General features: G+C 40.4%; 14 protein-coding genes, 2 pseudogenes and 2 CRISPR repeat arrays. Of the genes and pseudogenes, 6 read left to right on the top strand and 10 right to left on the bottom strand.

The genetic code is table 11. The annotated features are described in order from the left end of the window. Window positions 1-23: 23 nt before the first annotated feature. Window positions 24-1539 (bottom strand): annotated as a pseudogene (locus tag H6G69_RS31920) (group II intron reverse transcriptase/maturase). Between the two features lie 828 nt (window positions 1540-2367). On the opposite strand from H6G69_RS31920, the gene H6G69_RS31915 reads away from it, so the two are divergent. From H6G69_RS31915 to H6G69_RS31905, 3 genes are all read left to right on the top strand, one after another. Continuing rightward, entirely contained in the window at window positions 2368-2826 is a 459-nt protein-coding gene (locus H6G69_RS31915) for a hypothetical protein (protein ID WP_190693511.1), read from the top strand. 81 nt (window positions 2827-2907) lie between these two features. After that, the gene (locus H6G69_RS31910) at window positions 2908-3294 is read left to right on the top strand and encodes a hypothetical protein (protein ID WP_190693509.1); all 387 of its coding nucleotides are present in this window, start codon (window positions 2908-2910) and stop codon (window positions 3292-3294) included. A 65-nt stretch (window positions 3295-3359) separates the two neighbouring features. Beyond that, the gene (locus tag H6G69_RS31905; protein WP_242072259.1) at window positions 3360-4544 is read left to right on the top strand and encodes a hypothetical protein; all 1185 of its coding nucleotides are present in this window, start codon (window positions 3360-3362) and stop codon (window positions 4542-4544) included. Between the two features lie 2 nt (window positions 4545-4546). Beyond that, window positions 4547-6340: direct repeats of the CRISPR family, unit length 37 nt; unit sequence GTTTCAATCCCGCGAACGGGTTTCATTTATTTGAAAG. Window positions 6341-6545: 205 nt separating this feature from the next. Here H6G69_RS31905 and cas2 read toward each other — a convergent pair. From cas2 to cas3, 8 genes are read right to left on the bottom strand one after another with little or no spacing between them, the layout of a single operon-like run. Continuing rightward, window positions 6546-6839, bottom strand: coding sequence for a CRISPR-associated endonuclease Cas2 (cas2, locus tag H6G69_RS31900; protein WP_190693507.1), 294 nt, complete (start codon window positions 6837-6839; stop codon window positions 6546-6548). Beyond that, window positions 6836-7813 carry a type I-D CRISPR-associated endonuclease Cas1d gene (gene cas1d, locus H6G69_RS31895; protein WP_190693501.1) on the bottom strand — a complete coding sequence of 326 codons (978 nt, stop codon included), beginning with the start codon at window positions 7811-7813 and terminating at the stop codon, window positions 6836-6838. Before cas1d ends, cas2 begins: the two co-directional genes overlap by 4 nt. Window positions 7814-7816: 3 nt before the next feature. Continuing rightward, complete coding sequence (gene cas4 / locus H6G69_RS31890) at window positions 7817-8401, bottom strand: CRISPR-associated protein Cas4 (RefSeq protein WP_190693499.1); 585 nt, start codon at window positions 8399-8401, stop codon at window positions 7817-7819. 21 nt (window positions 8402-8422) lie between these two features. Next, a complete protein-coding gene (cas6, locus tag H6G69_RS31885; protein ID WP_190693496.1) occupies window positions 8423-9301 on the bottom strand; it encodes a CRISPR system precrRNA processing endoribonuclease RAMP protein Cas6 in 879 nt (292 codons plus the stop codon). Next, window positions 9270-10082, bottom strand: a complete 813-nt coding sequence (gene cas5d / locus H6G69_RS31880) for a type I-D CRISPR-associated protein Cas5/Csc1 (RefSeq protein WP_242072258.1) — start codon at window positions 10080-10082, stop codon at window positions 9270-9272. The genes cas6 and cas5d overlap by 32 nt, the downstream gene beginning before the upstream one ends. Before the next feature lie 50 nt (window positions 10083-10132). Beyond that, a complete protein-coding gene (cas7d, locus tag H6G69_RS31875) occupies window positions 10133-11128 on the bottom strand; it encodes a type I-D CRISPR-associated protein Cas7/Csc2 (protein ID WP_190693494.1) in 996 nt (331 codons plus the stop codon). 51 nt (window positions 11129-11179) lie between these two features. After that, window positions 11180-14101: a type I-D CRISPR-associated protein Cas10d/Csc3 gene (cas10d, locus tag H6G69_RS31870; protein WP_190693493.1), complete on the bottom strand. Its 2922-nt coding sequence runs from the start codon at window positions 14099-14101 to the stop codon at window positions 11180-11182. A 50-nt stretch (window positions 14102-14151) separates the two neighbouring features. Further along, window positions 14152-16290: a type I-D CRISPR-associated helicase Cas3' gene (gene cas3 / locus H6G69_RS31865; RefSeq protein WP_190693491.1), complete on the bottom strand. Its 2139-nt coding sequence runs from the start codon at window positions 16288-16290 to the stop codon at window positions 14152-14154. Window positions 16291-16415: 125 nt separating this feature from the next. On the opposite strand from cas3, the gene H6G69_RS31860 reads away from it, so the two are divergent. From H6G69_RS31860 to H6G69_RS31850, 3 genes are all read left to right on the top strand, one after another. Next, on the top strand, window positions 16416-17408 hold the full coding sequence (locus tag H6G69_RS31860; protein ID WP_190693490.1) for a YafY family protein: 993 nt from the start codon (window positions 16416-16418) through the stop codon (window positions 17406-17408). A 392-nt stretch (window positions 17409-17800) separates the two neighbouring features. After that, window positions 17801-19965: direct repeats of the CRISPR family, unit length 37 nt; unit sequence GTTTCATATTAATGATTTCCGTTTACGGAATTGAAAC. A gap of 6 nt (window positions 19966-19971) precedes the next feature. Further along, window positions 19972-20223 carry a hypothetical protein gene (locus tag H6G69_RS31855; RefSeq protein WP_190693488.1) on the top strand — a complete coding sequence of 84 codons (252 nt, stop codon included), beginning with the start codon at window positions 19972-19974 and terminating at the stop codon, window positions 20221-20223. A gap of 140 nt (window positions 20224-20363) precedes the next feature. Continuing rightward, a complete protein-coding gene (locus tag H6G69_RS31850) occupies window positions 20364-20849 on the top strand; it encodes a hypothetical protein (protein WP_190693486.1) in 486 nt (161 codons plus the stop codon). A 6-nt stretch (window positions 20850-20855) separates the two neighbouring features. Here H6G69_RS31850 and H6G69_RS31845 read toward each other — a convergent pair. After that, window positions 20856-21654, bottom strand: a pseudogene (locus tag H6G69_RS31845) (hypothetical protein); the annotation flags it as partial.

Here is a 21654-nt window from a genome sequence, read left to right as displayed (position 1 = left end):
GTTGCACCCAGCTTTCGATATTCTTAGCTTGCGCCTTTGCTCATGTGGGTATAATCGTGACAGGATTCGTGTACAGCAATTAGGTTTTTTGGTTTCCAATTGTTGTGCTGCCCATCTATGTGGTGTAAGTGTACTCGTTCTTCACTAGTAAACTTTAATCCACAGTATCCACATGAATGGTTTTGCCTTTTTAAAGCTTTAGAGGTTTCGCCGTCGTAGAGTTTGCTGTTCCGCTCACTCCAATATGTTAAGTCGCCGTCGTAAGGTGATTTATTTCCCTTGACATTGATATGACTGTTTTCGGAGTAGGAAACTTTTGGGAATGCTTTATCTAGCAGTTTTTTGCTAGTATGGCGATTCTGTTTAGTTTCTCTGTTAAAAATCTTGTAAGTTCTTTTTTGGGTGTGGTACAAACTAAATCTTGAGCCATCCATCTTACAGAACTTATGATAATTTCTCCATCCTCTAACTATTGGTGATAACTTTTCAGTTTTCACAATAGAACCATAATTCGAGCAGTTGACGATGGCTTTTATCTTCTGACGGAATTTCTTATAGTTATCCACTGAGGGAGTACATCTAAATTTTCCGTTACTTTGCACGACAAAGTGCCAGCCAAGGAAGTCAAACCCCGAAGTCGAGGCGGTTGTCTTCGTCTTTTTTGAGCTTACTTTTAATCCTCTTACTGCTAGAAACTGACTAATTTTTTCAAGTATTTTTATTTCATCGTCTTGGGGTTTAAGGATGATTACCATATCGTCGGCGTACCGTACCGATTGGTGGATGTCCTCTATCCCATTGAGGGCGATGTTCGCTAATAACGGACTGACCACACCACCTTGACAAGTACCTTGTTCTGGAAATTCAGGGTTGATTCCTGCTTTTAAGCATCGGAAAATTCCTAATTTTATGCCCGATGGGGCGATAAGGTTGTCCATGATGCTGGTGTGTGAAATTCGGTCGAAGCACGCCTCAATATCGAGTTCGATGACTCGTTTGTTGATTCCGTTCTGTTTGGAGCTAAGATTTTGGAACAGAATTTTCTGGGCATCATGTGCCGAGCGTCCTGGTCTAAAGCCATAACTCCTTTCGTGGAATAATGCTTCGTGCGCTGGTTCCATAGCGAACTTTGTCAGGCATTGCCATGTTCGGTCTGCAATGGTGGGGATTTTCAGCAGTCGGGTGGTAAATCCATCCTTTTTCGGAATTGGGATTGCGCGTAACTTTTGGTGAAACCAGTTGTTACTTTCGGCATTTAACCGTTCTAAGAGTGCAAAACGCTCCTGAAAGTTTAGGGATGCTTTACCATCAATTCCTGCTGTTTTCCGCCCAGCGTTTAGCTGTGTTACTTGACGGATAGCCAGTAATTTAGCCGCAGTGGATTTCAGAATCAACTTTTGAAGGGACAAAGATTTACGCTTGTCTCCGGCTCGAATTGCTTTAAACACTCGTTTTTGTAGGCGGAATAAATTACGTCGGAATTTCTTCCACGGTAGATTTCTCCAAGATTCACGCTTCATTTATGCTGTGCCTAATCATGCTCTAATTCCAAGCGCGTGTTCTCTGAATACCTTGCAGCAATTACGCCGCATCCTACCCGAATCAAAAGAGTTCCGTATCTCGTCTTACCTACCTGGGGTTCGACCTTCCCCAAGACTTTTGACTCGTTTTTCTTCGTTCCCTCAGTTGATTGATGAGCCACTGCATTGCGGGGGTTCCCCCCGTTGTAGCAGGTGGCGTTGTTCCGTTAGGTAGTGCCAATTTAACCATCAGACCCCCAGGTTCTTACCGTTATTATTTTGGGATACGGCGGGGATTAGCTCTGATGAAGTCGGGTTCTAAGGATATGCCCCGCTTTTTTGTAGGTTACTTTTCTAGGCATCTGTTTTACCGTAGGAACTCCCTGTTAGCATCAGTGTCCACCCATAACAGTAGTCTGATTACGCCCTGCTTCCCAGCTTCACTCTCCAAGTAACGAGCTTGGTCGGTGTGGGCAGATAAGGAGTCAAGCATGAACCTTGCTGGTAGGACTTTCACCTACATCAGTCTGAGAGTTCAACCCAAGGGGGTTGGTTAAGTTATTTACGGGCTGGCTACCGTGATTCACTTAACAACGAATCGCACCAAAATTCAAAATGCAAAATTAAGAAGAAAAAATGAAAAAATTTTGAATTAATTCTGGAAGCCTCCACTGATTTAAAAAATTAGTGATGCTTCTAGGTAGCGGGTTTCAAGCCCCCACAGATTGTAATGCGTGAATTAATAATTTTGCATTTTGAATTGATTTGACTAATTTCTCATCAGCGTACAGTTCAAACGCTTCGCTATAAGCCAATGAGAATCTGTCGTAAATTCAGGAGAAAAATTATGGATATTCAAATCGCACTCAACTGGTTAATTTCCATTATTGTTATGGGTTTTGTCAGCATCATGGTGATGGATTTCGTTAACGGTTTATTCTGGCTACCATATTCATATTCTGCAATTGCACCTGTCGCTACAAATTCTGGGGCGATCGCAACAACACCCCATACTGTACCTGCACTCTTACCAATCGCCGCACCAAAACCAGAACCACAGTTCTCGCAACTGCCTGACCCTTGGGAACTTACAGATATTGAACCAAACTCAATACCGCAGCCCGTTGTACTTCAGTTCCCTACATTAAAACTGCTACCACCAGTTGCTTCTGTTATTAAACCGAAAGCTAAGGCAACCACCAAATCTACTAAATCCACTCAATCAAAATCTACCAAAACCAGCAAAACTAGCCAGCCCAAAACTGCGGTAACGCCTCGTAAGTCTCGCAAGAAATCGGCGGCTTAATTCCACAACCCCTTCTCTAGTTGAGCGATCGCAATTACTACTGGCGCGATCGCTCCTTTTGTCGTTTCAAAAATTAGAAAAATGCAAGCAGCGCACTGTGCGTTAGTCGTGGCTCTCCAGTACGCTCCAGTTGATCCTCAGTTTGCAGTTGCTAGAGAGCATTTGAGAAGGGCGATCGCTCTGTCTGGAGAATATCACAAGCTGTATTGGAGTATCTTTTGGAAAACTTCGCCGGAACGAGTTAAAAGAAGAATTCGCTCACAATGCAACCAACTGGCTTTTGATGCTTATTCGCACATGGTTGAGTTAGCCCTGTTAGTAAACGAATATGCAGCAACACAAACATCTGCTGGTATCCCCGAACCGAAACAGTGGCGAGAATTCCTCAACAATCTCGAATGTGCTTTTGAGTGGCTTGAACGTGAGCATCCACAAGAAATCAACTCTAAGCAATTAAGTCTAATTTAATTGCTTTGTTCAAGAACAGCATCAGCTTCGCCAAATTCTTGTGAAAATTATATCTATATATAGTCATGGTCAGCCAAATCGTTACCCAAGGTTGTCTGTTTGACCTACAAACTGTTCTAGATTATGGGCAATCCATCCAGGGCGTTGCCCAAGAACTAGCTAAATCACTAACTGATCATCGCCCTATTGCTACAAAAACTATTCAATCACAGATGAATCGCCACTTTCACGGTACTGCGGCTGAGGGTAAGTGGTTGTGGAAAGATGCGTATGAGGCTGTTGAAGTTGCATTAATCTTGTATCTACGACAAAAGGGAATACCACAAAACCCCTTAGAACAACTGCAACTGCTCGAATCCCTTTGCCCCACACACACCCGCCGCAGTGAGGAGCAATTGCAACTCCAGCAGTTTTCGACTCCACTACCACTGGCGTACTTGGTAGCAATGGCGGGACAAGTGACTAACAACGATTTAGTGCTTGAGCCAAGTGCTGGTACTGGGATTCTGGCTCAGTTTGCTAAACTGTACGGTGCAAGTTTGATGCTTAACGAATTGGCTCCCGATAGAACTAAAATTCTGCGGCGGCTATTCCCTGGCACTCCACTATTCTCCGTCAACGCGGAACAAATCAACGATTATTTAGCTGGTAAAACTCAGCCCTCAGTGGTGTTGATGAATCCACCTTTTTCGTCATCGCCCAAAATCAGCGATCGCAATCCCGACGCAACTCCTCGGCACATCAACTCTGCACTACAAAGGTTATGTGATGGTGGACGACTAGTGACTATCACTGCCAATTGGTTCTCACCGAATAATCCCACTTGGCGCGAAACTTTCGTTAGGTGGCAGGAGAAGTCCAACGTGGTGCTTTCTGTTGGGGTCAGTGGTCAAGCTTACGCCAAGCATGGGACAACAATCGAAACACGAATCACTGTTATTGATAAAGTCCCGGCATCTGACCCTTGCAACATCCTTTGTATTCGAGAAACGCTGGAACTACCTGAAATACTGGCACTGATTCAGCAATTGCCTGGGCGATCTCTGTGGCAATCCGCACCTATCAAAGCTACTGCTGCTCTCGTGACGAAAGTGGTCAAGCTGCCCAAGCGTACCGCAGTAATAGAAGCAGAACCCCCCGCAGAAATTCCCGATGTAGTAGTTCTGGAGTATGAGGTTGTCGAGTGGTCTGCTAGTGAGGGTTTAAAGGATACTCTCTATGAAACTATTAAAAGTATTAAGAGATTTTAATAGTTTCAATCCCGCGAACGGGTTTCATTTATTTGAAAGTCGGACTCAAAGCCCCGACGGTCGCAGTGGTATTATCGTTTCAATCCCGCGAACGGGTTTCATTTATTTGAAAGGGGCTTGGCGATCGTCACGTTCTGATAGCTTGTGAGTTTCAATCCCGCGAACGGGTTTCATTTATTTGAAAGCTTGCCCCAAATCTATTAGTGGGTAAGCTGCCCGTTTCAATCCCGCGAACGGGTTTCATTTATTTGAAAGCGTACAAACTTTGTACTAATTCTTCCAGAAAAAGTGCGTTTCAATCCCGCGAACGGGTTTCATTTATTTGAAAGGATATTTAGTTTCTCTTTCTGGCGTTCTCGTTCCAGTTTCAATCCCGCGAACGGGTTTCATTTATTTGAAAGACCCAGAAGCCAAACAATTTGGGCTAAAAGCGAACGTTTCAATCCCGCGAACGGGTTTCATTTATTTGAAAGATCGCATGTGGCTGCTTGTTATCAAACCAAATGCAATGTTTCAATCCCGCGAACGGGTTTCATTTATTTGAAAGCAAACAGGGTATTATCCCCAGGCGTTACGGTATAGAGGTTTCAATCCCGCGAACGGGTTTCATTTATTTGAAAGATATCAGCAAATATATGTCCAAGGGTGCTTGTAGTTGTTTCAATCCCGCGAACGGGTTTCATTTATTTGAAAGTTCTTGATTAAATCAAGTTCGTTATCTAACTGAAATTGTTTCAATCCCGCGAACGGGTTTCATTTATTTGAAAGGAGAATTTTTCAATATCGATAAGGTCAAAGAAAAGTTTCAATCCCGCGAACGGGTTTCATTTATTTGAAAGACTTATTAGAAGGTTTATTGCAAACATACGGGACACGTTTCAATCCCGCGAACGGGTTTCATTTATTTGAAAGTTTCTTTTTCTGCTTTGCCTGTTCCTCAGTTAGCTGTTTCAATCCCGCGAACGGGTTTCATTTATTTGAAAGCAAATATGGCCCATCAGGGCATGATTACGCCTTTTAGTTTCAATCCCGCGAACGGGTTTCATTTATTTGAAAGAGAGAATTATTTTCTTGCGCTGTGCTGTGACCACCGTTTCAATCCCGCGAACGGGTTTCATTTATTTGAAAGTTAGAGGCGATCGCCCTTAGCATCATCGGTAGCTTTGTTTCAATCCCGCGAACGGGTTTCATTTATTTGAAAGATATACATCATTCCTAACTCTCTACCTCAAAGCCAACGTTTCAATCCCGCGAACGGGTTTCATTTATTTGAAAGTTCCGATATTGCAATTTCGGCTGTTTGCCCTAACTGCAAGTTTCAATCCCGCGAACGGGTTTCATTTATTTGAAAGTCCTCATCTCGCCATTCTTTGTCCAGGTGCTGGCAGAGGTTTCAATCCCGCGAACGGGTTTCATTTATTTGAAAGAGCGGCTGAAGAAACAATTCACGAGATGGGGATGTTTCAATCCCGCGAACGGGTTTCATTTATTTGAAAGTTGAAGAATCGGAAGAATTTCGGAAGCCATTTATAAGTTTCAATCCCGCGAACGGGTTTCATTTATTTGAAAGTAGTTGACGATTTTTCTAGCGCACCACATGGGAATCGTTTCAATCCCGCGAACGGGTTTCATTTATTTGAAAGCTGCCGCAACCATCTATTTGGTACTCAAAGATTACTTCCTGTTTCAATCCCGCGAACGGGTTTCATTTATTTGAAAGCTGGTCAGCAAACAGCAAAGCCACTTGCTCCAAGTCCCGGTTTCAATCCCGCGAACGGGTTTCATTTATTTGAAAGTCCGCCAGCTAGAAGTTAAAAACAGAGCCGTTCCTGACACCGTTTTTGGCAGGTCTACTTTAAAAGTCTGTTTCCAGCATTTATGACAAGGCTCTATATTTGTACTTGAAGTGCTGAAACTATTGAATTGTCTAGGTTCTGTCGATTTGGCGGGAGGTAGGGGGTTTTTGCCTGTACTTCGCCATGCCAAAAAATCTTACTAGCATCATAATATGATCGTCTCTTGCTGTCGAGGTTGTTCCGAACCATAGGTAATAGTCTTACGTACTGCTCCAGTATCTAAAACATAAATGCGTACTGAATCTTCAGATGGCTTGATCAAGCTCTCTACTTGCACCTTCAATTTGGCAAACTGCACAGCATTTAAAAAACATTCAAACACACTGTACTGTGTCCAAGTTCCATAGCCAGAGAGCATTTTATGAAGTTTTGTTCGCCGCTTATTTGCTTTCTTGTTATCAGGTAAATCATAAATGATGAGGTAGAACAAAGTAGTCATCGCAATGTCAAGGCTTTATAAGGAACCCCCTCCTGTAAATGTCGGCTCAATAAACGTGCTTGCAATTCGATTGCACGACGATAGCTGCAACGATAGCCAAAGGAGGGATGCTTAAATTCATCGTTCATTTTTCGCTCCCATGCCTGTAAAAACTGTTTGCGTCCGCTTTCTGAAAGCCGATACGCACCAAGATGATCAGTAAAATCGTCAGGTTTAATTTCCTTATGGCTAATGACTGAGAGTATTAAGTTATCAGCAATCAGAGGGCGAAATTCTTCCATCAAATCAAGAACCATTGCCGGTTGTCCTCTAGTAGCTTCATGCAGATAACCAACATAAGGGTCTAAACCAGCCATGTGTACAGCAGCAGTTACTTGTACTTGTAAAAGACCATAGGCAAATCCCAATAAAGCATTGATTGCATCTGTTGGAGGACGGCGATTTCTGCCGTTAAATGACCATTGTTCCTCTAGCATTACTGACCAAGCAGCAAAATATTCTCGTGCAGCTAATCCTTCAACACCACGTACTTCGTCCAGAGTTGTCTGTTCTTTAACTAGCTGTTTGCGAGATTTAAGAGGATTGTCTTTCTGATCATGGCGGTATAAAACACTATATTGATTTTGAATCTTGCCAATAACAATGGTTTTAACAATCTCTAAACGATGGGCTTTGTCATAATAAGCAGCATACTGCGCTAGCCTTAATTGACCATTTCGAGAATACCCTGGAAGAGCCGACCCCAAATATTTACCAAACCCAGAAAGGTAATGTACAGGCATTCCCAGTTCCAAAGCATACACTAGAGCATCACCAGTGATCTGCGGATTTCCCATTAATACAACTTGTTCTACTGTTTGGGCCGGAACTGATTTTTTCTGCCAAACGCCGTCTTCCTGTTTTAAAGCGACTTTAAAAGCTTCGGCAGCTTTACTCAATACTGCATCAGGCTGAGTTACGTAAAGAATAGACATAATTTAGACCTCAAGGCGTAGTTTTTTGATTTCTTTGGGCAAGCAAATTTTTTGTAAGCTGCAATCTTGACACTTTTTCGGATGGTCAATAGGTAGAGGCATTTTGCCACCGATAGCAGCCCTGGCTTGTGAGATTGCTTGTTCTGTAGCTTGTCGCAATATATCCGTGAAATCTACCCGTTCACGGCGGCGGTTGGCATAGTAAAAAATTTCGCCATAAGGTATAAATCCTCCTGTACGCTCTTCTAAACACATAGCCGCAGCGCACAATTGAAAATGATCACTTTTGTGGTTAGCCATACGTCCCTTTTTAAATTCCAAAGGGATTAGCTGGTTATCTTTTTCTTCCACTGCATCGATAATACCGTTAACTAAAAGCCGTTCGCTCCATACCCATTGATGTCGGTAAACTATTTTGTCACCTTCAATATTCTTGCCTTCATCATCTACATTGCGGTGCAGATGACGACCAATAATAATGTGTTCGTTATCTGCATTTTCCCCAAGCTCGTATTCCAGAAAGAAACGACGAGGGCAATATTCCCAAGCATTTAAGTAAGCTAACGGAAGGTAATATTGTTCATCCATAGTTTATGAAAATACAAATCTTCAATTACGAACTGATAATTGTTTAGAGGTTTTAGGCTGTTTTGGCTTGGTTGGCTTTTGCAATGCCGTTGTTCCTAATGCTAGTTGTGTCTGCCCCATACCCATTGCCGTTTTACGTCCTACACCAGCAAAGAAAGCAAAGTTAGCCATAATAGTGGCAATTCGAGCCATTTCAGGATTACTAAATCGGTAGCGAACCCAACCCTGCGCTCCAACTTCTGTACCTCCTTCCATCTTGAGTGCGTAAGTTTTGAGGTCGTAGGCTGTAACCAAAGCATTCCATTCACAATTAGGAAAATGATACTGTTCTGGTGCAAAAATATTCCACCGCCGATGCAGCGAGTTAAATACTAATTCGGGTAATGGAAAGGTTTGTACACCTTGACTTTGTTTGAAACTAGTAGGAGAGAGAAAATGGACTTCAATATCGGTCAAAACTTGTGTTGGGTGTAACAGTAAGCCATAATCAGCTGCACCTGCTAATTGATGGGTTCCTGGTAGGGCATAAATATTTCGTAATACAAACGGAAAATCACCTAATATTATAGATTGAGTCTCAGACCGTTCAAACCCACGCATTAAAGGCTCAACTAAACTACCGTCTAGTAACCCAATCCGAAAATAAAAATAATCTCCAACGCGCACTCCGTTGGGGCGGCGGTTTCCCAATAAACCCGAAATTGTTAATGGTGAATTTTGACTAGCATGGATAGTTTCAGCAACAGACGGGTTGGCTGCGGCAAACCATTTAAGTACTAGTGCGTGCAGTGCGCGAGATAAAGTAGGTGGTATATCTCCTACATCCGCAGCAGCCAATTCAACAACTATTGAATGCAGTGTTGAAGATTTATGCTGTTGCGGCAACATTTCTAGCTCCATAAAATACTCCTATAGGTAAATAAATTTCTTCTGGTAGTTGTTGATATTGCTGTTCAGTTAATGTTGATTTGAAATCTTGCCAATCCTGTTTTTTAGTTGCTATATAATCACCACTCAACTGTGCCTGGCTGATTAAACTAACAGGAGGCATAACAATTCGGTTATAAAGTAGTATTTGAGTATTGCTTGATAAATCCAATGGATTTAAAGGATGTAAACAGATGTAATTACCAGATTTAGTGTGCATAACTTTATCTGGAATTTTGATAGCTTCAACTTTGATTTTTGCTGCCCATTTACCTAAGCGTAACCAATGAGGTATTTTGATAGTTTCAGGAGCAATAATATAGGTACGATATATGCTCCCAACAGCTATTTCTTTAGCTCGTCCGTAATTAATTGGATAATTTTTATCTGCCCCCTTATCACCAAACTGTTTCGATTTGCCATAATAGCCAACTTGAGCAGCTTTAAAGGTATTTATTTGGTATGACCAATTGATGGGTTGAGCAGGAAATACATAAATTCCAGCTTGGTTTAGATGCAGGAGGTTTTGTTCAGCACTGGCATCTAAATATGTTGGTTTCTGCGCTAATTCTCCTTGTAGCCGATATGGTTGGGGAATGTAATGGATTGCAAAAAGTGCAAAGCTTAGTCCCCAGTTATGCAAATATTTTTCTGTTTCATAAAGAATGCCCATCTCCCGCGTAGCAAAAAAAACATTATCGTGTAGCGTCAAAGTGCAATGATAGAGTGCCATAGCAAAATCCTTTAATTGCATTGAAATTTAGGTTAAGGTGAAGTGTTCACCTTAACACCAAGAAGTAGTAGTTAATCCTTTTTACCTTTCTTCTTCAATGCTCCAAATGATTCTGCATAGGCTTTAGTTTGTCCGTAGAGTACATTTATTGTTTCTACTAAACGGGCTTCATCTTGATACAATACACTGACTTCATCTAACAATTCCTCCAATTGCGAACCAAACAGTCGCTTTGTTGTACGTACAGGTTCATCGTTCAGTAAATTATTTGCCACTTCTTCTACCTTCTGCAAAATATCAGCAATCGGAGCATCACCTTTCAAAGCATCATAAAGTGCTTGAGTGTAATGCAAGTTGCTAAAGATTTCCCCATCGCAAAATACAATCCCTGCAATGTAGTTTTTCATTGTCCCAGTGCGCGATTCTTGTGCGCCATAACGCTTAGTACGCAGTAAGTTACCTAAAACATAGATAAAACCTTCGTAAGTAGGGTCACGCAGAGTTTCGACTGTAGGGAATGTCACTTCTGGGATCACATGGTCTAATTCGTTGATACTGCTACGCATTTCTCCGGCTTCACTCATTGTTCCGCCTTCAAAGGGAGCGTTAAAGGTAAAGCTGCGGTGTGATTGCTCGTAAGGACTTAGAGAAAAAGCTGAGTCAGAGTATACTTTGGAACGTTCTGAGCCACTATCGCCGATCGCAAATCCATAGATGATGCAATCAGGACATTTCTTACAGGATTTTTCGCCGTTATATTCACAGTATTTATCTTTATTGGCTTCATCTGCACTAGTAAGATTCAAACCACGAAGTAATTCCCGCCCAGCAAGTCGTTCAGGAGTTGTCTGTTTGCGTTTGAACATTACTAAACGGCTGATTTGTTTTTTGCTTTCATCTGTAGTTCCTAAACCAGCTTGTGTGCGTGCAGTGTTGAGAATTCCATCAGTCTGAAACACTGGGAATGATTGACTGTGACGTAATAAGATGAAATGGACATACTTACCAGAGGCTAAACGGGGGAAGGCAGATTGAAATTCAGGTTTTAAAGTCGATAAAATATTCATAATTTTGCTCCTGATAATTTTGATTGAAATGTAGCTACAACAATGAAATGATTAGGAAGATTTTGTGGCTTTCTCCTGCAAAGCTAACCAACGGTAGGCAAATTCTGCACCTGACTTTATGCGATTACGATTTTCTTGTAACAAAGCGCGATCGCCTTTATAAAGTTCAAGAAATAATTCATGCACACAAGTTGTCATAAATGTATGAATTGCAATTAATTCACGTTCTTCTCTTATCGATTTACCTATTGATTTATCCATCATTAAAGGACGTTTATAAAATTCTTGACGCTGTAATGAATCTTGTATTTGTCCAGAAGCCTGAAAAATTAAATCATCTACATCAACTTCTTGAGGAACAGATAAAATCATTTCTAAAGCCTTGGATATAGGTAGTAAAATCGTGTGGCTTGATTCTCCTAAGTTGGCTTGATAGAAAACACGGTACTGTTGTACTATTTTTTCAATTAACTTCATTAGATAAGCTCCTTCACTATTTGCTGAATTATCTTGTTTTACCCATAACTGGGCATACTGCCAATAACGTTTAACTTCGTCTTGACTCGGTATATCTCGTTTTTCACGTCGTAATCCTTCTGTCGCTAAAGCAAAAATATTGAGGACATTTGTTGTTATTTCTCGCACTGTTTTAATCAAATCTCGCCATTTTGTATCTATTCGAGAACTACGAGTATCCAAATGTAAACTGTAGGCCATTAAAAGCCTTTGCATTGCATTTTCAAAGTCCTGAATTCGTAAGGAATTAGATAATCCAAGTAGATTCCAAAATGATGCAGGTGCATCAAGAACTACAGACTCTTTGAAATCAGCATCACTGTTGTATAAAGGAACTGAACTAGTGGTAACTACTACTTTGACACCTAATAATATAGAAAGTGACAATGCTAGAAAGGCTGGTTGAACCCAGGCATCAGTTAGGGTTTTACCTCTTGTTGTTGTGTAACTCATTGCCATAAAAGGCAAATCCTCTTTATTGTATTTATCTTGTTTAAATCGCCCTAATTTGGCTTCATCAGTTAACCAAGCAACTGATTGTAAAGCACTAACATCCATCTCTTTTTCCAGCCACTGCTTACGAACCTCCCATAAATTTATCAATTTCATAAAATTAACTAGCAATTTAATTGCAGCAGCAGTTTGTGGAGAATAGACATACGCAGGAAAGATATATAAAAATACTGGTTGTTGTTCTTCTAATTTTCCTGCTGGTACTGCCCAAAAAGCTTGCCGTAATAGCATTTCTAAAGCCCATATTTTAGAAATTCCGCGTTTAATTTGTCTTCCACCAAGAGCATTTTTATTACTATACTGTTGCGGTTTAAATAAAACTACTGAATCCATTTGATCTTCAGAGGCAAATTCACCAGAACTTAAAGAACAAATAGGCTGTTTAGCCAGCTTAGTTTTGGCATTAGCATAAGTACTAATTTCTGCATCAAAGGATGGATAACTGCTCTCCCATCCTTTAACTTCCAAATATTGTGTTAAGTAGGCATAAAAAATTCCGCAAATAGGGCTAGAGTGGGACGGAAGTAAATTATTTTCACTTGCCCAATTTGCTAAATCTTCTGCCCATACTTGAATGCGCTCTGAGATATCTTCTGGCTTTAAAATATCGTGACTTGCAACATAATATGATGCTGCATGATACCAACCATAATTAACTCCTCCCGATTGTAATTGGGTTTGTTCAGCAGATATTTTTTCTTGAACTTCCAATTTATTTAATATCCAATTGATATATTCTGGAGAATCACCAAAAAATTCTTTCTGAGTTAAAAAAATAAATTCAGCAATTCTGTCTGCACGGATATCTGCACCTTTTTTTAGAAATTCTTGCTCTGCTTCCGTTAAAGATAATTTTTCTAGTCGTTTAGGGGTAGCAGGATCTTTAATATTAGCTACCTTGACCTCAATTACTCGTGGGAGTTTTGGTATGAGTTCGGCTGGGGAAAATAATTCTAAAGTTTGGGGTGCTACTTTTAATCCCTTACCATCTCGTTTAAAGCCAATATCTCCACCTAGCATTTTACTTCCTAACACTCCACTAATTTGGCTCCAAATAAATTCTTGAAGCTCTTGTATATCTGGAGTTACACTATTTATTGGTGCTAAATAAATTACGCCTTGAGCAAAAAATAGAATTGGCTCCCAATTTAGTTTTTTAGCAAATAGAAGTGTAGCGTTATGGATACCATTACTTAAAATACCTATGGTATCTCGCAAACGATGATAAACCAAATTTTTATTAATATTTAAATACCTTAGTTGTTCTCTTAGCCTTTGTCCTCCAGTTTGAGTGTCAATATCTGCGGGGTCGTTAAAATGTACAGCAATATCTCCGAAAGCTAACAAACGACGCAGAGGATTTTCTAAACGGCGACGGTCTTGAATGTTGGTAGCTGGCCAGTTAGCTGGGTAAATATTTGTGCCAACTTTGTTTTGGGTATTTTGTGCTAAATAAGCAATTTCTGGGATATATTCTTGCCATTCAGCCCAAAACAATTCAAACTTAAGTTTTTCTCCTAAATCACGGCAGAGATTGATAATTCCATCAACTTCCCAGTTATTTGGTGTTTCTTCTCCTTGCCCATTACAGTACTTGTTGTAATCGTGCAGAGTTAAGCCTAAGCAAAGTAAATATTTTTCAATGTCTGATAATGATTGAGGTAAATATTTGCTAATATTCCAAGCTGTTAGTAAGCCATTTAGAATGTGAACTAATAAGTTTTGATCGGCACGGCTTGACCATCTTTGTGCTTTTTCTTGAGCAAAGCGATCTTCAAGTTGAGATAATACTTGATAATGCGCTTCATAAGAACCGCCCAAGGCTGAAATTGAAGCAAATTCTTGTTCTAGATAGGGTAACAGCTTTTCGATATACAGCAGCAAAATAGGGTCTGTATCTTCTGATATGGTTTCGATGATTAAGGTTTGGAGAAGGCTTGACATAATAGAATAAAAAGAATTTATTTTGGAACCTAAAGCACGCTGAAGTTGGTTTAGAAGATTGAGGATTCAAAGCGTGTATCTGTAAATTTTTTTAAGTACCACTTTAATGCTTCGAGAAGTAAAGCATCCTGATTGAATGCACAAGCATAAGCTTGTTCGCTGGCATCAACTAAACGATATAAACCAAATAAAGGGCTGAGATGAAGAGTACGACTAACTTCCCAATGGCTACTTAATTTATTTTTATTGACTGGTACTAAAAATGTCAGTAATTGCTTTTGCCGTAAACAAGTAATCACATCTGATTGAGAATGTCCAATTAAGTTTAATTTATCTATTAAACATAGTTCACCAACTTGTAATTCACTACTGTGACGATTGCATTGCAAACTAAGATTATCAATACGCTTGTCTACCCATTCCTGAATACGAAGATAAACATTGATAAAATCATCAGAAAATTCTTCTTCACCTCGTCCTGATTTATTAGCTGCATTTAAAAATGTTTCGCGGTCAATGATTTCTACTCGTACATAAGGTAATAGTCGTAATAGGTCATAAGTGTAAAAGTTATTGCTATCCCAAACCGCAGCTTGCAGTGTTGAACCGCCTCTGAAGCTTAAAAGTTGTTTCTGAGTAGCTTTTTCTACATCAGTTTTCTGTTTTTTATACCAGTAGCCTCGTGCTGACTCAATACTTTGGGAATATACGCGTTGTAAGTCTTCACTCATGCGATCTCGTACAGATTGACTCACCTTCGCATTCTCCTGAGTCATCCGCCAAAACATTCCTTGTGCTTGCAATGCACCCCAACGATGACGGTATTTTTCAAACTCTTTAGGTGGGTCAAAAGCATCAGCGATCGCTACAGCTAAATTTTCCCGTGTCACTGTTTGATTAGGATTAAGTTTTTTTTGCAATCGGGACATCACCCACGGAGTATGACCCGGAATCAAAATATATGCTTTATAGGCATTAAAACCGCGATGCCTACCTAAACGTCCTAAACGTTGCGTCACAGTTGCAGAGTCACTACTCTCAAAAATCAGTAGATGAATTTTAAAATCAACACCAACATCAACAGCAGATGTACCTACAACCAGTACTGGCTGTTTAGCATCTTTCAATTCCTTTTGCACTCGTAATCTTTGCTCACGGTCAATGCGTCCGCTAATTTCTCGAACTATGACCTCTTTAGGTAATAAGTTATTTAATAAACGCGTTACCTGACCAGCCTTCGCCACTGAGTTAACAATAATTAAGCCTCTTGCTTTTGACTCCTCATAGAGAATTTTTTGGATAGTAGGGGTCATTTCCTTTAACCAGGTCAGCGTGTCTGAATCATTGGGCAATTCCACAAATTCTAGTTCCACAGGTTGCAAAATTTGTCTAAACCCGGTTTTTTCCTCACTGGCATACACTCCCTCAACCGCAACAACGTTGAAACCTGTTTTGCGTAATTGTTCGATAAAATCTAGTTTTGGCGTTGCTGAAGTAAATAAAAATCGCCTTGGACGTGATTGATTTTCTTGGCTACGACGAATAAACGCCAAACTATTTAAAGCAGCTGTTTCCTGATGGCTACCAAAAATATGAAATTCATCAAATACCCACAAGTCAGGCCATTCCGCCAATACTAACGGGAGCAAATCAATCCCATAAGCTGGATCATGGTATTGATGATGAGTAATGTAATGAAAAATATCGGGATTGGTCAGCAACACTGGCTTTTGTTGAATAGCCAGTAATAGTTCTTGAAATTTATTACTTTTTGTTGCTTGCTTGACCCGTCTGCTTAATTCTGCACCATATAAACGGTCTACTCGTTGAGAAGCATCTAAACCAAACAACTCATTGTAGTGATTTTGTTGTTCAGCTTGGTCTTCTACCAGTTCAATTGTCGGGTACAGCCCCATAATCCGAAAATCAGAATGAATTAGCCCTGGTAAATTTGCACTCAGTGATTTTCCATCGCCAGTTGCAGATTGATTAAATATAATGTCTGCATCTCCATGTATAATTTCTTCATAAGTCTTGGCTTGGTGTGACGATAAAGGACAAACACACCCATCCGGTGGTTGAAGCTTGGGAGCCTTCTGAGCAACAATACATTCTGATGTACATCCAAGTGGGCAGTTCTCAACCCCCTGGTTGAGTTGAGAGTAAAGAGATTGTAAAAAAAGCTTCATGGACTTGTCTGTATTTCCATTGCACCCTAGTCTAATACCAGTTTTAGAAAAGTTGTTATCATTTTTTGACTACAATCAAAAATTAAGTCATACTACTGTCAAGAATTAGAAAATGCCTTGAAGCTATGCCGTCCACAAGGGATGGAAGTTATAACCAGTTTGCCTTTGCTCTAGAAATCCTGAAACTTCTAGCTGTAAAACCACGACGACGTGAAGAACTCTCAGAGCTACTTTCTATATTTCTTGAACAACATGGCAAATCGACAGATGATGGTGATGTTAAGCAAAAACTTACCCGGACAATTCGTAAACTTAGAGACTGCGGTATCGAAATTAAAAGCGGAACTCGCAGCCCCTACGAATTAGTTGACTCAAATTTCCCTGTGCTTCTGTCAACTGAACAACGAGAAGCTCTTGCAATAGCCGCGTATTTCCTTTCTGACATGGGCTTTTCAGCACAAGCAAGCCAAATTCAACGCATTGGCAACCTGACTCAATCGGATATTCCATCATTTGTTAAAGTCGATTTTAGTCCTCCAGTTGACTACAGTGACCGTAATTTGGATGCGATCGTCCGCCAACTTCAAGAACGCATTGTGCAACAACGCTGTTATACCATCCGCTATCAGAGCAAACCAGGATCTGAAGCACGAATTAAGGATATCAACCGTTCCGAACTGCGATTACATGATGGTCTTCTCTATCTATTCGCTTTTATTCCCGATTGGCGTTCTTGGCGGTTTGACCATTGGCATAACATCGACCAAAACCAGATATTTCGAGTCGATAGAATTTTGAGTGTGGGTGCTGCATCCGATACTCCTTGGGTATCCTGCGATTTTCCCACCTTGAAAATATGCTACCGCACTAGCGGACAATTGGCTAACTACAAACCTCGACGTAAAGACGAAGTGGTTGTTTACACCGATCCTGAAGGAAAATTTCGGGAAATTGAAGCGACCATCGATTATTGGTTTTGGTTTAGGCAGCGCATTTTAAAATATGGCGAAAATGTTCAGATATTAAGCCCTCAACTGTTGGCTGATGAAATTAAAAAAGAGTATAAAAAAATATGGGAAAAGCTCTCAGCCGATGACAATCAGGATAAACAAATTTAAATTATCCTACAACTGATACTAAAATATGATATCTCTAACATAGTACTGCTCTGAAGGAACCCGAAGAGTAAGTTAAAATGGGCATTCCTGCCGCAGACAAGCGAAATTTTTGCTTTACGGCTGTTATGCTTGAGAACAACTATTTTTAGTTTTTCAAAAAGTCTGTACCTTGAAAATTAAATATCTAAGATTTGTCAAAAATTTTGGCACGGCAAAGCAGAAGCAAAAACCCCCTACCTGCCGCCAAAAAGCTGTAAACCTTGCTCTCTAAGGAACACAGCTTGTCAATGTCAATGAAACTTAATTTTATCAGTGGCTCAAATGAGGTTTTTTAGTACCCCTGCCAAAATTAGCTGTAGGAAGTAATATGATCAAGGGGTTCATATATCGGGGTTTCATATTAATGATTTCCGTTTACGGAATTGAAACTTCTCTATTGTTTTGAACACAGAGTATACACTCTTCAGTTTCATATTAATGATTTCCGTTTACGGAATTGAAACGTAAACTTGGTCATCTAATTGGTTTTTTTGTGCTTCTGTTTCATATTAATGATTTCCGTTTACGGAATTGAAACTTGCCAATCTTGAACAAGATATCGAGACTTACATTGAGTTTCATATTAATGATTTCCGTTTACGGAATTGAAACATTTTCTCCCGAAAGATGGACGTTCTGACGCACTACTGAGTTTCATATTAATGATTTCCGTTTACGGAATTGAAACCAATCCAAAAACCAACAAACACCGGATTTACCAGGTTTCATATTAATGATTTCCGTTTACGGAATTGAAACACAAAATACAAATTTTATATTAAAAATGACCTGATGTTTCATATTAATGATTTCCGTTTACGGAATTGAAACAAAACTAATGCGACTCCACTAATTAACTATTGAGGGAGTTTCATATTAATGATTTCCGTTTACGGAATTGAAACAATAGCTTAGAAATAACTATTCCTAAATTGCCCTACGAAGTTTCATATTAATGATTTCCGTTTACGGAATTGAAACCAAAGATTATATTGCTGAGAAGTGAGGGGCGATGTTTCATATTAATGATTTCCGTTTACGGAATTGAAACTGGTAGGATTTCGGCAAAGTTACCGTCGTAACCACGTTTCATATTAATGATTTCCGTTTACGGAATTGAAACTCAACACTACAAAAGATGTTGATTATCCTGCTAAGGTTTCATATTAATGATTTCCGTTTACGGAATTGAAACATACCAAAAAAGACAAACGCTACGAAGATAAGATTAGTTTCATATTAATGATTTCCGTTTACGGAATTGAAACTTGAGCAAGCGATAGCAGATAGGATATTTGATGCTATGGTTTCATATTAATGATTTCCGTTTACGGAATTGAAACAAAGGTGCTTAGTTTTGACATACTCCCCAGCCTAGTTTCATATTAATGATTTCCGTTTACGGAATTGAAACTTTACTTCTGATGTCGGACGAGTCACTTTTTTTAGACGTTTCATATTAATGATTTCCGTTTACGGAATTGAAACCAATCAATAAACCAAACTCTTTAAACTCGCCTGACAGTTTCATATTAATGATTTCCGTTTACGGAATTGAAACATGACATTTATATAACCAAAAAAAACTATGTCTTTGGTTTCATATTAATGATTTCCGTTTACGGAATTGAAACTTAGATCCGTATTTTGTTTTCAGTTCGTAAATGTTTGAAGTTTCATATTAATGATTTCCGTTTACGGAATTGAAACTATCAGATTTTGCTGTATCAGAAATTAAAGCCCGATTGGTTTCATATTAATGATTTCCGTTTACGGAATTGAAACAAATCGCTGTTTATTTCTTTTTCCTTAACTTGTTCAGGTTTCATATTAATGATTTCCGTTTACGGAATTGAAACCAGCAGTAACTTACAACGCTCCAGCATCGCCTACTCGTTTCATATTAATGATTTCCGTTTACGGAATTGAAACAACTACAAGCACCCTTGGACATATATTTGCTGATGTTTCATATTAATGATTTCCGTTTACGGAATTGAAACAGAGGAGACGAGAAGAGTCGAGCCGAGAAGAGGCGAGGTTTCATATTAATGATTTCCGTTTACGGAATTGAAACTTCTTCTTTTACTAAAGTCTTTAACTTGTAAGCATTAAAAGTTTCATATTAATGATTTCCGTTTACGGAATTGAAACATGCGATCACGCCTCAACAAATTGCAATAGTGGTTTCATATTAATGATTTCCGTTTACGGAATTGAAACTGGGTAGAACTCAGCACCTTTAGCTGTTAGTTCAAGTTTCATATTAATGATTTCCGTTTACGGAATTGAAACCTTCAACTTGGCAAGCAATCAAGCGTTCTTCGCGTGTTGGTTTCATATTAATGATTTCCGTTTACGGAATTGAAACGGGGGCAAAAAGCACCCTATGAAAGCACTCACGCACGTTTCATATTAATGATTTCCGTTTACGGAATTGAAACATTTACAATCTAGGTTTAAATCTGTTCAGGCTTTACCGTTTCATATTACGGAATTGAAACAAGCGCGATTGGTAATTTTCTTGCGTTATCAATACCCCACCGGACACCGCCGCATCATCTCCGCCAACGCAACCGCCTCACCATCCGGCGTGTACACGACCTCACCAGACATAGCAGTCACAATCCTCTGCCGCCTCGCCCACTCAGACCAAGCAACCACCTCCGATTTAGCCTGTGCAGATTCTGGTTTTCGTCCCTCCTTGCAAGCCGCAACAAACACAGCTTCTGGTGACTTAATGCCTTTCCAAGTCCGTATCGCTTCTTTGAGATAAGCGATCGCCCCAGGAACATTGTCCCAATAACGTTTTACTGTACGTCCAATCTCTGCATTGAGCCTGAACTGGGGTGTACAAGCAGGGTATCTCCATCAAGCATTAAACTATAAGAAAGCGAAAATAACTACATAGGAGATGTGTTAACTGTTTGGTTCTGGGAAAAAGACTCAGTTGAATACGAGATATTCAAGCAATACGAACGCGCGTTAGTCAGCCTCGGCGTTAACTTTTCACTCGAAGAAGTTCAAAACGCTTTGGAAGGCTGTACTTACGGGCTAGAAGATGCACTCAGAAGAACAATTGAGTATGTGCTGTGGCTACAAAAGAATGAAAAGCAGTATTTCCCAAATGCGATTTTGGTAAGTGCCTTGCGGGAGCAATGGAAACCAAAAGCATGGCGTAATGAGTACCTGGAACTGCCAAACCTAGAATCCTCTGGGCAGAGGTGGTGGAATGCAGCAGCCAAAACTTGGGGTTACGATGTCCGCAATCGCCTCGTCGCTGATGTTTTTTATGATGAAGGCACAGAATTTATCAAGTTCACCAACGGTAAAAAAATTACGGTAGAGACTGCATGGCGTTGGGAGTGGGAACGAGTTCTCGAATATGCCACTAATCGATAGCTGACGCTACTCATCCCACCTCACCAACACCCCATCTGCTGCCACCAACCCCCACTGAGGACATTTCGCCACCAACTTCTTGATCACAATCCTCAAAGCAGGGTCGTCAGCCCAACACTCCATCAGAAAATCATCCCCTGGATTTTCGCGCCATTGTTCCGCCATCTTGAGCTTTTCCATACGCCAAGGTCGTATTCTTGATCGCTCAACGACTGCTTCATACGACCATTTTTCAGGATCGGAGTCAGCCGTCTCCGCACAAACGCCTTCAGAATGGGCTTTTGGTTCCTGGGAGAACGCGGCGGAATGCCTGTTTTCTGGAACGGCAGGGGCGGCGGGAAAAGTGTCTTCATGACTGGCTCCTGGTTCATCACCCAAATCCTGATTCTTTTCTACCAACGAAGCAGACAGGCTCGGTTGAGCTTGGTTCTGGATCTGACTGAGGTTTTCTAAATTTACAGCAACGGGCGCGGCGGAAAAATTGTCTTCATGACTGATTTCCTGTTCATCACCCAATTCTTCCTTCTCAACTAACAACGAAGCAGCTTGACTCGGTACATCATCCACAAGCGTCAGCGTCGTGCAGTCCGTTACCGCAGGTAACTCTTCTTTCTCTTCTTCCACGCTTTTGAGGGTCTGAGGCGACGCATCCTTGGGGGATGCGATCGCCGTCTGCTCACATTGCAAATTTTCGTTTGGCGTGGAAGAACTAACTACCTTACCAACCACCTTAGTGGGTGGTTGGTAGGTAGTTAAAGAATAGTTAGAAACGTTGTTAGGTTTCTGGAAGCCTTGCAAATCCTCA

Origin of the sequence: Nostoc sp. FACHB-110 (assembly GCF_014697425.1) — a bacterium.
Taxonomy (GTDB): domain Bacteria; phylum Cyanobacteriota; class Cyanobacteriia; order Cyanobacteriales; family Nostocaceae; genus Nostoc_B.
This window is presented reverse-complemented; position numbering and strand designations above follow the sequence as displayed.

Excerpts from the sequence above, each read along its gene's own strand:
- H6G69_RS31915 (WP_190693511.1), top strand. The coding sequence starts at position 2,368 with ATGGATATTCAAATCGCACTCAACTGGTTAATTTCCATTATTGTTATG.
- H6G69_RS31910 (WP_190693509.1), top strand. The coding sequence starts at position 2,908 with ATGCAAGCAGCGCACTGTGCGTTAGTCGTGGCTCTCCAGTACGCTCCA.
- H6G69_RS31905 (WP_242072259.1), top strand. The coding sequence starts at position 3,360 with ATGGTCAGCCAAATCGTTACCCAAGGTTGTCTGTTTGACCTACAAACT.
- cas2 (WP_190693507.1), bottom strand. The coding sequence starts at position 6,839 with ATGACTACTTTGTTCTACCTCATCATTTATGATTTACCTGATAACAAG.
- cas1d (WP_190693501.1), bottom strand. The coding sequence starts at position 7,813 with ATGTCTATTCTTTACGTAACTCAGCCTGATGCAGTATTGAGTAAAGCT.
- cas4 (WP_190693499.1), bottom strand. The coding sequence starts at position 8,401 with ATGGATGAACAATATTACCTTCCGTTAGCTTACTTAAATGCTTGGGAA.
- cas6 (WP_190693496.1), bottom strand. The coding sequence starts at position 9,301 with ATGGAGCTAGAAATGTTGCCGCAACAGCATAAATCTTCAACACTGCAT.
- cas5d (WP_242072258.1), bottom strand. The coding sequence starts at position 10,082 with ATGCAATTAAAGGATTTTGCTATGGCACTCTATCATTGCACTTTGACG.
- cas7d (WP_190693494.1), bottom strand. The coding sequence starts at position 11,128 with ATGAATATTTTATCGACTTTAAAACCTGAATTTCAATCTGCCTTCCCC.
- cas10d (WP_190693493.1), bottom strand. The coding sequence starts at position 14,101 with ATGTCAAGCCTTCTCCAAACCTTAATCATCGAAACCATATCAGAAGAT.
- cas3 (WP_190693491.1), bottom strand. The coding sequence starts at position 16,290 with ATGAAGCTTTTTTTACAATCTCTTTACTCTCAACTCAACCAGGGGGTT.
- H6G69_RS31860 (WP_190693490.1), top strand. The coding sequence starts at position 16,416 with ATGCCGTCCACAAGGGATGGAAGTTATAACCAGTTTGCCTTTGCTCTA.